The sequence below is a fragment of the Collinsella sp. CM84Y_54 genome, assembly GCF_036317945.1.
In the GTDB taxonomy this organism is placed as follows: Bacteria; Actinomycetota; Coriobacteriia; order Coriobacteriales; family Coriobacteriaceae; genus Collinsella.
In genome coordinates this window covers 1-12,459 of sequence record NZ_JAWQCX010000004.1, presented here as the reverse complement: position 1 = coordinate 12,459, position 12,459 = coordinate 1, and the positions used below count along the sequence as shown (strand labels likewise).

Below are 12,459 nucleotides of genomic sequence, written 5' to 3'. Positions count from 1 at the left end.
TTCTGACAAATCGAGCTCAAATACAATAATCAGATAAAAGCGCAGGTAGAAGATGGTAAGAAAAGAACGACAGGGGTCCCCATCTCCACAATTGGCGCGGTTTTCAAACGATTCTCCACAGCTAAAACAAGCATCGACACCCTTGTATCAAACAAGACAACCGCGTTATACTAGCCAACACACAAGCGGGCATCGCCAAGTGGTAAGGCATCAGCTTCCCAAGCTGACACTCGCGGGTTCGAATCCCGTTGCCCGCTCCAGTAAAAAGCACAAGCACGGCAGCGTTACGTTACCGTGCTTTTTACTACCAAGTGCCGGGATTCGAACCCGCCAGGGTGCGAGCGTAAAGCAAACGCGAAGCGTTTGTAGCGAGCAGGCGAAGGCGCCGGCAGGCGCCTGAAGCCGGTGCGTATTTGCAAAGCAAATACGCGGACGTCCCGTTGCCCGCTCCATCGAGCATGGGAGGCTTCGGGAACGTCGGATTCAACCCGCTTTGCCCGTGCATGCGCGCCGACCGTGGCATGCCGCCCGCAGCCGGCGCGAATTTGCTTCGCAAATACGCGGACGCCCTCATGGCCGCTCTATGCTACAAAATGTTAGGTTAATGCCTGCTGCCCATACTCGCGCCCGCGCACGGTACAATGGTTGGGTTACGACCAACGTGCCAATAACCAAAAAGGAGCCGCTATGATCGATCGCTATACCCGCCCGGAGATGGGACATATCTTCTCCCTCGAGAACAAGTATGCCATTTGGCAGGAGATTGAGGTCCTGGCCTGCGAGGCTCAGGCGGAGCTCGGCAAGATCGGTATTTCCAAAGAAGAGGCCCAGTGGATTCGCGACCACGCCAACTTTGAGAAGGCGAAGGTTGACGAGATCGAGGAGGTCACGCGCCACGATGTCATCGCCTTCCTGACCAACATGAAGGAATATATCGACGCCGATGTTCCCGAGGGCGAGCCCAAGCCTAGCCGCTGGGTTCACTACGGTATGACCAGCTCTGACCTGGGTGATACGGCTCTGTGCTATCAGCTTACTCAGGCGTGTGACCTGATTATCGAGGACGTTAAGAAGCTCGGCGTGATCTGCAAGCGTCGTGCCTTCGAGGAGCGCAATACGCTCTGCGCCGGCCGCACCCATGGCATCCATGCCGAGCCGATGACCTTCGGTATGAAGTTTGGCTCCTGGGCATGGGAGCTCAAGCGCGATCTCGATCGTCTTGAGGATGCTCGCAGGAACGTTGCCTTCGGTGCCATCTCCGGTGCCGTCGGCACCTACAGCTCCATCGAGCCGTTCGTCGAGGAGTACGTCTGCGAGCACCTGGGCCTGGTCCACGATCCGCTGTCCACGCAGGTCATCAGTCGCGATCACCACGCCTACCTTGCCGGCGTGCTTGCCACTACAGCGGCCACCTGCGAGCGCATCGCGACCGAGGTCCGCAACCTGCAGAAGACCGATACGCTCGAGGCCGAGGAGCCCTTCCGCAAGGGCCAAAAGGGCAGCTCCGCCATGCCGCACAAGCGCAACCCCATCACCATGGAGAAGGTCTGCGGCCTGTCGCGCGTCGTGAAGTCCAACGCTCAGGTCGCCTTTGACAACGTTGCCCTGTGGCACGAGCGCGACATTTCGCACTCTTCCGCCGAGCGCGTCGCCCAGGCCGATAGCTTCATCGCACTCGACCATATGTTCCAGTGCCTCATTCGCGTTATCGACGGCCTGCAGCTGTATCCGGCCCGCATGATGGCCAATCTCAACAAGACCCGCGGCCTCATCTTCTCCTCCAAGGTCCTGCTGGCCCTCGTCGATACGGGCATCACCCGCGAGGACGCCTACGCTATCGTGCAGGAAAACGCCATGGCCACCTGGCACGAGGTGCAGGATTGTGTCTCCGGCCCCACCTTTAAGGAGCGTCTCGAGGCCGATCCGCGCTGCACCGTTAGCCAGGAAAAACTCGACGAGATCTTTGATCCGTGGGACTTCCTCACCCGCATCGACACGGTCTTCGACCGCCTGGAGCAGCTGAGCTTCGAGTAGGGTTAACCTAATTCGACCGCTTGCGGATGCATTTCAACCTTTGGCGCCTTGCCCATCTTGGGTGAGGCGCTTTTTTATCGCCGCATCAGCCCCGGGTATAAAATGAAATCCGACTGCTGTTTCGATGAAGGGAGGCGTGTGCCCGGACGTATCAAGCGAGCCGCCATCGTCTCGTTTACGCTCATACTTCTTGTTGCCGTCTGTGTGGGCGCCCTGACGTATATCGTTCGAAGCAGTTCTTCCTCCCCGAATGAAGCCGACAAAGACCTCCCGGTACTCAAAATCGGCGTTACGGATAACGACCCCTATGTGTATGTCGATACCACGGGCGATTGCGCCGGTATCGATATCGGCATCGCCCGCGAGGCCTGCAAGCGCGCGGGGATCAAGCCGCAATTTATCGACATTTCTTGGAATGACCGTGACCGCCTACTCAAAAACGGCGATATCGATTGCCTGTGGTGCGACTATTCTCCCTGTTATCGCGAGGATAAGTATTACTGGACTGAGCCGTATTTGACCCTGACGGTTTCGGTCGCAGCCAAGAAAACGAGTGGCATCAATTCCTTGGCGCATCTCGATGGAAGCAAGACCATTGCGGTGATTGCGGGCTCGGTGAGCGAACGCCGATTGCTCGCAGGGGATCTGGATATCTCGCCGGACGTGCAAATCAAATCGTATGGTTCTGCCGAACTCTGCAAAGCCGCCCTCGCCAAAGGGTATGTCGACTGTTGGATGGCGGACGTTCAGTCGCTTGATCGACTCGTTGCCCAGTATCCTGGCGTTTATCGTGTGTTCGCCGGCAACGTTATGACGGTTGACCTGGGCGTCGCGTTTGATGATAGCTATGAGGGGGAGTACGTCAAAAACCTCGATACCGCACTGTCCGACATGGATCGAGACGGCACGATAGAGCACATTGTGGACAATTACAAAGCAGGAGCGACGACAGGCGGGCAAGGAGCGGAATCATGACAAATGACGAGCGCCGCTTTCGCCGAAAGAGTTTAGCCGCAGTGGGCATCGGCATCGTGGCCAGCGTTGCCCTACTGAGTCTGCTCTATATGGTTGGCACGCATCGCTGCCTTGATAAAACGCTTGGGTTCGGCCAGGAAACCATGGTGTTTTTAAAAAATGCCTGCGAAAAATATGACCGATATGAACAGGGAAGAAAAACCGAGGCGACGCACAATTTGGATGCGGCGCTCGAGTCGTTTGCGACGTTCTTGCCGCCTGATCGATTTGAAGTCAACGACGATCTGGTCGAGGAATATGTCCATACCGAGAGCCTTTCGGGAATGTTGGTCATGGACGCCGATGGTCATATGGTCGCCCATTACGATATCGACGGCCGCGATCCACTCATGCTGTGGCGAGAGGAGCTGGCCTGTTCGTCGATCGCATCGATGTATCGAGGGTCCAAAGTTTCCTACTCGACCGCTGTCGAGCGCCGCGGTGTCGACTTTGCCGTGAGTGCCGTTCCATACGGTGATGGGGTGGCGTTGGGGTATCGATCCCTTGCGGCTGAGCCCGCCGATGACTATTCATACACGATCGCCGACGTCCTTGTGAACAACACGTTCCATCAGAGTCCAACGGTGCTTGTGATGCGCGATGCGCAAATCGTTTCTTCAAACGATTCGACCGTCGATATAACCCTTGCCCGGCTTCTCGCCGATAGCGGAATTGACTGGAAAGACGAGGGCGTAACACGTATCGAATATCGGGGGACCACCTTATATGCCGTGCGTGCGGCATATAAGGGCTACCGCCTGTTTGCGCTATATCCCAAATCTGAGGTCATGTCTGACAGGATTTCATTTGTCGCCGTCGGCGTCTTGGTGTGCCTTGCGTTTTGGGTCGTGGTACTGTTGGCTCGAAATATCGCTGACCACCGCAATTTGGTCGAAAAGGATAAACAGCTCGGCATTATCAATGCCATAAGCGCCATCTACGATTCGACCTTCCTTTTGCATCTTGACACCCTCGAGATCGAGGGAATCAATATGTCGCCGGCGATAGCGAAGATGTTTGCCGAGCATAGCGAGGCATATGACTTTATGGACACGGTCTGCCGGGATATCGTGAGCCCCGAAAGCCGCGAAGCGGTTGTGGGGCTCGTAGATATAAGTACGCTTCGTGAACGCATGGAGGGCGTACCGTACTTGGCTGCCGAGGTGCGAGATTGTCGAGGCACTTGGTACTCGCTACAGGTTGTCCCCCAGCATCGCGATGAGCAAGGCCGCCTGGATTCGGTCGTCGTGGCGACGCACAACATATCGATGGTCAAGCATGCCGAGGAGCTGTCATACCAAGATAAACTGACGGGGCTTCGCAACCGCAACTATCTGGAATCGCGTGGAGATAGCCTGGTAAACGAGGACTTGCCAGTGAGCGTGATTATGGTGGACTGTAATTATCTCAAGCGGACCAACGACATTTATGGTCACGAGATGGGGGATGAACTGCTGCGACGGACGGCGTCCGTGCTGCGGCGGGTGGCTGGTGCGGATTACCTGCCGATGCGCGTTGGCGGCGACGAGTTTTTGCTGGTTTGCCCCCATACTGACAACGAGTCTGCGCTCGGGCTGGAACAGGATCTTCGTCTCGGTCTTGCCGCGGTAAGCGATGAGACCCTGACGGTCAGCGCATCGATTGGCGTGGCGACCGTCGAGACGGCTGGAAATACGCTGGCCGATGTATATCGCGTCGCCGACCACAATATGTATCGGGAGAAGCGCATGGTCCACGTACAGGGTGCGGACTGCTAATCTTGCCCCCGCCAGTCCAAGCATCGTAGGATGTTGAATCGGTGCTTGCGATAATAAGTCGGTCCAGGTGGGGATAATAGACGTCTGAAATTTCTTTCTGAGAGGGGATCTCAATGATTAGTTTTGACTACAAGCCTCAGGGTGTATGCTCTCGCAATATTCACCTCAATCTCTCTGACGATGGCAGCAAGGTGCTGGGCGTCGAGTTTACCGGCGGCTGCGATGGCAACCTCAAGGCCATCTCCAGGCTGGTCGAAGGCGCTCCCGCCGATCGCGTAATCGAGGTTCTCGCCGGTAATACCTGCGGTATGAAAAAGACCTCTTGCGCCGATCAGCTTACGCGCGCTATCGAGGCCGCTCGCGCAGAGATCGCCTAATGGGTATCGTCGATCACATCAAGAACGGAATATCGCGCCGTGGCTTTGTGCTCGGCGGTGCTGCCGCAGGCGCTGCCACGGTGCTTGCCGGATGCTCGAAAAAAACGGGCACCAGCGACGATGCCGCTGGTGAGCCGCAGGTTATCAAGGACGATTCAAAGATTGTCTCGATCACGGATGAGTACGAGGCTGTTGACATCGACCTCGAGCCTACGGCTTCATGGACATTGCCTCTGGGTACGCTGCTGTACTACTGCGACGGCGATTACGCCGCGGCGATGATGGCACCCGCATCGGCGCGGCATGCCAACACGCTCGGTGTGCTCAGCTTGGGCGACGGTTCGCTCACGACGCTTATCGAGGACCCTGTCGAAGGTGCAGGGTATTCGTTTTACGATGTTCGCGCTGGCGATGGCGTATTTGCTTGGGTCGAGATGAACTTTGCAAACGCATCATGGAAGCTCTATGCGCAAAATAAGGCAGGTGCGTCGCTTGTCGGCGATGTGGTCGAGCTCGACCGAGGCGGCAAGGACTACGATCCGCCGCTGTTTACGGCGTTCGGATCGTCCGTCATTTGGTACAAGATGCCTTCAACAGGCGGCAATAAGACGAGTCACGACTCGTATTGCTACCGCCGCTCGCTCGACGAGGCAAAGACCGAATCCATTTGGAAGTCAACGGGTCGCTTTGCATCTGCCCCGCGTGTGAGTGACGGCATTTTGACCATCTCCCCGCGCGTGCGCAATGACGAGGGCGTCTACTACGGCATGACGGCGATCGACCTGACGGACGGCAACAATACCAAGAGGGCTCAGCTGGTCCTTCCCTCATCGGTGTCTCCCTTCGAGGCCGTATATATGGGTGACACGTTTGTGTTCTCCATCGAGGCCACCTATAGCGGCGTGGGGAGTCTAGGCAACATGGGCACCTATATCGGAAACGAGAATGGGACGTTCCTATTCCTGTCGCGTGAGCCGCTTGCGTGCGCTGCCGGCAGAAAGAGCAAATACTTGGTTAAGGTCCAGGCATCGCATTTTCTGATTGATACCTCCGCCAAAACCTATGGCTCGCTGCTGTCGCCCGACCGCGCTCTCGAATATGGCGATTATCCAGCTACGGCGGGTAAATCGAATACGTTTTTAACCTATGCCACGGTGCGTAATAGTCAAGGAATTCCCGAGACGGTTACCGCCCGCCTGTTCTCTCTTTAGCGCCGAGGGGTTAAAAAGGCGCCAACGGGGGAATAAGCGCGTTGTAATTATGAGTGCCGCCCGCCGAGCCGCCGCACTGTAGCGGTGCTCGGTGGGCATAGGTGCGTTAAAATGGGCTTGTTCTTAGCTAATTGAGACAGGGGGGGCCGTGTTATGGCTTCAGATGCAAAAAAGATTCTGCTGGTCGAGGACGAGAAGGCAATCCGTGACGCTGTCGCTGCCTATCTCGAGCGCGAGGGCTACTGGGTTGTTGGCGTCGGCGACGGCCAGTCTGCGATCGAGGAGTTCGAGAAGCACCAGTTTGACCTGGTTGTGCTCGACCTTATGCTCCCCAAGATTCCCGGCGAGCGCGTTTGCCGCACTATTCGCGATACCTCGGATGTGCCCATTATCATGCTTACCGCCAAGGGCGAGATCGAGGATCGCATCATCGGCCTCGAGCTTGGTGCCGACGACTACCTGATCAAGCCGTTCTCGCCGCGCGAGCTCGTCGCCCGCGTCCGCGCCTTGTTCCGTCGTGCTCACCAGGCAGACGAGCCTGCCGTTGAGGTGCTCGACTTTGGCGATCTGGTCATTGATATCTCGGGCCACAAGATCTTGGTCGAGGACAAGGAAGTAGACCTGACTGCCTCCGAGTTTAAGCTGCTCACCACGCTTGCTCGCCATCCTGGTCGCGTCTATAACCGTATGGAGCTGGTCGAGAAGGTGCTCGGCTACGACTTTGAGGGCTACGAGCGCACCATCGACAGCCACGTGAAGAACCTTCGCGCCAAGCTGGGCGATGACCCCAAGAAGCCTAAGTGGCTCTACACCGTTCACGGTGTCGGCTATCGCTTCGAGGCTCCGGCCAAGACCGATAAGTCGGACGAGAAATAGGGAAATCACATATGACACCTGCGCGCTTTGAAATCGGACAAAAGCACAAGCAGGAGAACGAGGCGGGTTCCAAGGCAAGTTGGAACACGCCTCGTTCCGATTCACGGCCAGCGATGAGCTATCCCTCGCGCATGGCATTGGCTTTTGCCCTGACGTCGCTCATGACGGTATTGGTGCTGGTGGGCGTAGTCTCCGTTGTATGGGGCACGGTTTTTACGGATTACACGCGCTCCAATATTGTCGAAATCGCCAATTCCGCTGCCGAAAAGTTGGCAACGTCATATGAGGAAAATGGTTCTTGGACCGCGGGGGAGCTGCGCACGGTCGCGACATCGAGTTTGGTGTCCGACGATCTTGGTATGCAGGTCGTCAATAAAAAGGGCGTCATCGTCTACGACGACTCGTGGCCCTCGGCAAGCGCTACTGCCGATGTACGCGAAAATCAGGCGACGACCGATGGTACGAGCGGAAAGAAGGCATCGCACAGTCCAGTCTCGTCTGCTCCCACCGATTCCAATAGTGTTGCCAACGTTGAGATCGTGACGTCCTCCGGCGAGCACGTGGGTCAGGTCAAATTGTGGGCGGTTGGCTCCGATGCCCTGCTCACCAGGGCAGACTCGGCATTCAGAGAGAAGACCTTTAACGCCATGGCCCTTGCCGCGGTTGTGGCCGTCTGCATCTCGGTCGTTATCGGAGCGCTCATGTCGCGCATGCTCACCAAGCCGATTCATCGTATTACCAGCACCGCCAAGCAGATTCGCGATGGAGACCTGTCCGCTCGTACGGGCTTGCGCGGCGACGATGAGATCGATCAGCTGGGAGAGACCTTCGACGAGATGGCCACCTCACTCGAAAAGGATATGAAGCACGAGAAGCGCTTGACCTCTGATGTTGCCCACGAGCTGCGCACGCCGCTCATGGCCATGCTTGCAACGGTCGAGGCCATGCAAGACGGTGTGTATCCCACCGACGATGAGCATCTGGAGACGGTCGCTTCCGAGACGCGTCGTCTGGCCCGTCTGGTGCAGCAGATGCTCGACCTGTCGCGCATGGAAAACAGTACCGCGCCGCTCAACCTGGAGCCGGTGGATATGGTGCCGTTTGTGCGTTCGATTGTGAATGGCCAGGAGCGCCTGTTTGCCGACCGTGACCTGCGTTTGCGCTTTGCAGATGAGACGCAGGGCCATGATGACGTTGTCGAGGCAGATCCCGACATGATCACGCAATGCGTTATCAACCTCATGAGCAACGCCATGCGTTACACCCCCGAGGGGGGTTGGGTCGTGGTGTCGGTGCTCAGCGACCGCAAGCACGTCGATATCGCGGTTTCGGATACGGGCATCGGTATCGCCAAGGATGATTTGTCGCGCATCTTCGGTCGTTTTTGGCGTGCCGACGCCAGTCGCGCCCGCGAGGCGGGTGGCCTGGGCGTGGGCCTCGCCGTGACCAAGCAGATTGTCGAGCGTCATCACGGCTACATATCCGTGGAGTCGGAGCTTGGAAAGGGTACGACTTTTACGATTCATCTGCCTCGCGAGCACACGGCGGACGCGGCATCTACTACAATGGAGCACTAGCTTTTCGCTATTCGGTGAAGGAGGGGTTTCGTCCCTGCCGCTCCGAGTTTGCGAAAACGTGCGGGAAAGAACCCGCATTACTGTCGTATTTTGGTAAGGAGTGACTCACGTGACAACGATGGAGCGTCGTCCGGATTCCCGTGGCAAGGTTCGTGATATCTACGATGCCGGTGAAAACCTGCTGATGGTCGCCACCGACCGCATTTCTGCGTTCGACTTTATTCTCCCCGACGAGATTCCGTTTAAGGGAGAGGTGCTCAACCGCATCTCGGCATTCTGGTTCGATAAGTTTGCCGACATCGTTCCCAACCACCTCGTCTCCATCGACCCGGCGGATTTCCCCGAGGAGTTTGCCGAGTATCGTGACTACCTCGCAGGCCGCGCCATGCTGGTCAAGAAGGCCCAGACGATTCCTGTCGAGTGCATCGTCCGCGGTTATCTGACCGGTTCGGGCAAGAAGACCTATGACGAGAACGGCACCGTCTGCGGCATTCAGCTGCCCGAGGGTCTGACCGAGGCCTCCAAGCTCCCCAAGCCGCTGTTCACGCCGTCCACGAAGGCCGAGATCGGCGACCACGACGAGAACATTTCGTTCGAGCGTTGCTGCGAGATCGTGGGTGAGGACATCGCCACGCAGATTCGCGACCTGTCCCTCAAGATCTACAAGGCCGCTGCCGAGTACGCCGCGACCCGTGGCATCATCATCGCCGATACCAAGTTCGAGTTTGGTGTCATCGATGGCAAGGTCACGCTGATTGACGAGTGTCTCACGCCCGACTCCAGCCGTTTCTGGCCTGCTGCCAGCTACGAGGAGGGCAAGATTCAGCCTAGCTACGACAAACAATTCGTCCGCAATTGGCTCAAAGCCAACTGGGATATGACGGGGGAGACCCCTCACCTGCCCGCCGAGGTCATCGATGGCACATCCGAGCGCTATCGCGAGGCCTTCCAGATCATCACGGGCTCCCAGTTCACAAGCATGAAGGAGAACGCATAAGTGAGTACCCGTAGCGCCACGAACAAGCGTACGCAATCCCGCGAAGTTACCGGGGTTGCGCGCAAGTCCGCCGCATCTGCTAAACCCGCCCGCCAGGCAGCGAGCTCCGTTCGCGTCGTGCCGGCTTCGTCTAAGGCGCGCCGCAAAGAGCTCGAGAAGGGTGAAAACCTGGAAGGTCTTTCCAAGGAGGAGAAGCGCGCCCGCAAGGCGAAGCAGCGTGCTCGTGAGGATCGTATCTACACGGTGTCGAATATCCTCCTCAAGCAGGATGAGGACTACACCAAGCGCCGTCGTATCTGGTGGGCCGTGCTCGCCATCGGCATGGTACTCGTCGTGGCAATTTGGGCTTCGCTCTACTTCGCTCCCGGCGGTACGGTGTCCAGTCCCGTCCAGATGGTCGGCATCGTTTTGTCCTATGTCATCATTCTGGGTGATTTTATCTACGACTTCGTTCGTATTCGTCCCCTGCGCAACATGTACCGCGCGCAGGCCGAGGGCATGTCCGAGAACAAGCTTAACGCTCTTATTGAGCGTGCGGCTGCCGAGGAGGACAAGAAGGACTCCAAGAAGAAGTAGCGTTTGCATTCATACTTATCGCTAAGATATAAGGCGCGTCGTTTTTGCGGCGCGCCTTTTTACTGTTCTATAGATAGATGGAGTGGCACATGATTCGAGCTGCCCTGACGGTCGAAGAGGCTCTGGAGGGCATGAAGGCCCTGGAGCCCAAGATTAAAAACTACGCGCGCCTGGTCGTCTGCAAGGGCGTAAACGTCAAACCCGGCCAGGAGGTTGTCGTTCAGTCTCCGGTCGAGTGCGCGCCTTTTGCCCGCGTGGTGGTCGCGGAGGCTTATGCCGCCGGCGCTGGCCACGTGACGGTCATTTGGGCCGATGATGCCGTGACGAGGCTCACGTACGAGCATGTCGATAAAAGCTATTTTGAGCAGACGCCCGAGTGGAAGCGCCTGCAGCTGGATTCCCTGGCCCAGGACGGTGCCTGCTTTATCTTTATCGAGGGTGCGGATCCTGCGGCTCTCAAGGGTATCGATCCCGCCAAGCCCGCTGCAGCTTCTAAGGCAAGGAACACGCAGTGCAAGGTCTTCCGCCGTGGACTGGACTACAACATCAACCCGTGGTGTATCGCCGGCGCTCCGGTCGTGGCTTGGGCGCGCGAGGTGTTCCCGGGAGACGCCGATGAGGTTGCAATCTATAAGCTGTGGAATGCGATTCTGCACACCGCTCGTGCCGATGGCCAGGACCCGGAGAGCGACTGGGAGCTTCATGACGCGGCGTTCGAAAAGAACTTGCGCTTCCTGAACGACAATCGTTTTGACCGCCTGCATTACACCTCGGCAAATGGAACCGATTTGACGATCGGTATGACGAAGGGTCACGAGTGGGCCGGCGGCAAGGGTAAGACGCCCGATGGGCACCCCTTCTTCCCCAACATTCCCACCGAGGAAGTCTTCACCTCGCCTGATCGTATGCGTGCCGACGGTATCGTGTATTCGGCTATGCCGCTCATTCACCACGGTAACAAGGTTGACGATTTTTGGATTAAGTTCGAGGCCGGTCGCGTAGTGGACTACGATGCCCGTGTGGGCAAGGCGACGCTTGCGAGCATTATTGACACCGATGAAGGTGCCGCTCATCTGGGCGAGGTCGCGCTCATTTCCAAGAACACTCCGATCCGCGAAAGCGGCGTTCTGTTCTATGACACGCTCTATGACGAGAACGCTAGCTGCCATCTCGCGCTAGGTGTCGGTTTCCCCGAATGCATCGAGGGTGGGTACGACATGTCCAAGGAAGAGCTCCTGGAGCATGGCGTTAACGTCTCGAGCACGCACGTCGATTTTATGATCGGCACGGACGACATCGATATTACGGGCATTACGCCTGATGGACGTGAAGTTGTGATTTTCCAGAACGGCCAATGGAGTTGGGAATAGTCCCAGACCGTGGTACAATGCCACCCGCGGGCCGTTAGCTCAGCTGGCAGAGCAGGGGACTTTTAATCCCAAGGTCCAGGGTTCGAACCCCTGACGGCCCACCATAGAAAAGAAAGCGATCGACGCCGGTTGGTCGCTTTTTTGTTGCCAAGGCATGGGTTCGAACCCGTCGGGGCGCGGAGCGCCGCAGCGGCCGCCTGCGGAGCAGGCTGAACCCCTGACGGCCCACCATAGAATAGAAAGCGATCGACTCCGGTTGGTCGCTTTTTTGTTGCCGGTGCACGGGTTCGAACCCGAACTTCTCTGTATATAAGAACGCTTGGCGAACAAAACCTGCCTTTTACCGACGGGAAACAAATAGCTGATGCTTTTGGAGTAAAGTGGCGCTCCAGAGATGACCGATGCCTTAACACCTATAAACCAGCTGGTCATCGCCAATATCAGAAGCTGCTGCTTCGAATACGGCCTCAGTGAAGCAACTGAGGGTTCTATTCATTTGTGAACAAAATATGGAGTGCGCGATTCCCGCCCGCGGCGCCCCTCCGGTCTGGCAATATATCTCCTTGCCGCGCGGCCCGGTCGGACCGGATGAGCCGCGCAGGCGTGCACCTTGAGAACCGGATACTGCGAGGATGGACACTTCAAGTGTCGCATCCGGGCAGACATCGAA

General features: G+C 57.4%; 11 protein-coding genes and 2 tRNA genes. 12 read left to right on the top strand and 1 reads right to left on the bottom strand.

Annotation, left to right across the window (positions count from 1 at the left end; all coding sequences use genetic code 11):
• Positions 1 to 185 precede the first annotated feature (185 nt).
• The 12 genes from V2391_RS07100 to V2391_RS07045 all read left to right on the top strand — a co-directional run bounded on the left by V2391_RS07100 (position 186) and on the right by V2391_RS07045 (position 11,893).
• Positions 186 to 260: transfer RNA gene (locus V2391_RS07100), tRNA-Gly, on the top strand.
• Positions 261 to 687: 427 nt separating this feature from the next.
• Positions 688 to 2,034, top strand: coding sequence for an adenylosuccinate lyase (purB, locus tag V2391_RS07095; protein WP_329738776.1), 1,347 nt, complete (start codon positions 688 to 690; stop codon positions 2,032 to 2,034).
• Between the two features lie 57 nt (positions 2,035 to 2,091).
• A complete protein-coding gene (locus V2391_RS07090; protein ID WP_329738775.1) occupies positions 2,092 to 3,009 on the top strand; it encodes a substrate-binding periplasmic protein in 918 nt (305 codons plus the stop codon).
• Entirely contained in the window at positions 3,006 to 4,805 is a 1,800-nt protein-coding gene (locus V2391_RS07085) for a GGDEF domain-containing protein (protein ID WP_329738774.1), read from the top strand. Before V2391_RS07090 ends, V2391_RS07085 begins: the two co-directional genes overlap by 4 nt.
• A 113-nt stretch (positions 4,806 to 4,918) precedes the next feature.
• Positions 4,919 to 5,182 carry a TIGR03905 family TSCPD domain-containing protein gene (locus V2391_RS07080; protein ID WP_055287275.1) on the top strand — a complete coding sequence of 88 codons (264 nt, stop codon included), beginning with the start codon at positions 4,919 to 4,921 and terminating at the stop codon, positions 5,180 to 5,182.
• On the top strand, positions 5,182 to 6,393 hold the full coding sequence (locus tag V2391_RS07075; RefSeq protein WP_329738773.1) for a hypothetical protein: 1,212 nt from the start codon (positions 5,182 to 5,184) through the stop codon (positions 6,391 to 6,393). Before V2391_RS07080 ends, V2391_RS07075 begins: the two co-directional genes overlap by 1 nt.
• 153 nt (positions 6,394 to 6,546) lie before the next feature.
• Complete coding sequence (locus V2391_RS07070) at positions 6,547 to 7,269, top strand: response regulator transcription factor (RefSeq protein WP_118079985.1); 723 nt, start codon at positions 6,547 to 6,549, stop codon at positions 7,267 to 7,269.
• Between the two features lie 11 nt (positions 7,270 to 7,280).
• A complete protein-coding gene (locus V2391_RS07065; RefSeq protein ID WP_329738772.1) occupies positions 7,281 to 8,846 on the top strand; it encodes a sensor histidine kinase in 1,566 nt (521 codons plus the stop codon).
• Between the two features lie 118 nt (positions 8,847 to 8,964).
• Positions 8,965 to 9,843 carry a phosphoribosylaminoimidazolesuccinocarboxamide synthase gene (locus V2391_RS07060; RefSeq protein WP_329738930.1) on the top strand — a complete coding sequence of 293 codons (879 nt, stop codon included), beginning with the start codon at positions 8,965 to 8,967 and terminating at the stop codon, positions 9,841 to 9,843.
• Positions 9,844 to 10,419 (top strand): hypothetical protein, encoded by a 576-nt coding sequence (locus V2391_RS07055; RefSeq protein WP_329738771.1) that lies wholly within the window; start codon positions 9,844 to 9,846, stop codon positions 10,417 to 10,419.
• Between the two features lie 89 nt (positions 10,420 to 10,508).
• A complete protein-coding gene (locus V2391_RS07050; RefSeq protein WP_329738770.1) occupies positions 10,509 to 11,789 on the top strand; it encodes an aminopeptidase in 1,281 nt (426 codons plus the stop codon).
• Positions 11,790 to 11,817: 28 nt separating this feature from the next.
• Positions 11,818 to 11,893: transfer RNA gene (locus V2391_RS07045), tRNA-Lys, on the top strand.
• 302 nt (positions 11,894 to 12,195) lie between these two features.
• Here the strand turns inward: V2391_RS07045 and V2391_RS07040 are convergent.
• Positions 12,196 to 12,459, bottom strand: a 264-nt coding sequence (locus V2391_RS07040) for a hypothetical protein (RefSeq protein ID WP_329738769.1), incomplete at its 5' end; no start/stop codon positions are given.

Coding starts and splice junctions, on each gene's coding strand:
- purB (WP_329738776.1), top strand. CDS start 688: ATGATCGATCGCTATACCCGCCCGGAGATGGGACATATCTTCTCCCTC.
- V2391_RS07085 (WP_329738774.1), top strand. CDS start 3,006: ATGACAAATGACGAGCGCCGCTTTCGCCGAAAGAGTTTAGCCGCAGTG.
- V2391_RS07080 (WP_055287275.1), top strand. CDS start 4,919: ATGATTAGTTTTGACTACAAGCCTCAGGGTGTATGCTCTCGCAATATT.
- V2391_RS07075 (WP_329738773.1), top strand. CDS start 5,182: ATGGGTATCGTCGATCACATCAAGAACGGAATATCGCGCCGTGGCTTT.
- V2391_RS07070 (WP_118079985.1), top strand. CDS start 6,547: ATGGCTTCAGATGCAAAAAAGATTCTGCTGGTCGAGGACGAGAAGGCA.
- V2391_RS07065 (WP_329738772.1), top strand. CDS start 7,281: ATGACACCTGCGCGCTTTGAAATCGGACAAAAGCACAAGCAGGAGAAC.
- V2391_RS07060 (WP_329738930.1), top strand. CDS start 8,965: ATGGAGCGTCGTCCGGATTCCCGTGGCAAGGTTCGTGATATCTACGAT.
- V2391_RS07050 (WP_329738770.1), top strand. CDS start 10,509: ATGATTCGAGCTGCCCTGACGGTCGAAGAGGCTCTGGAGGGCATGAAG.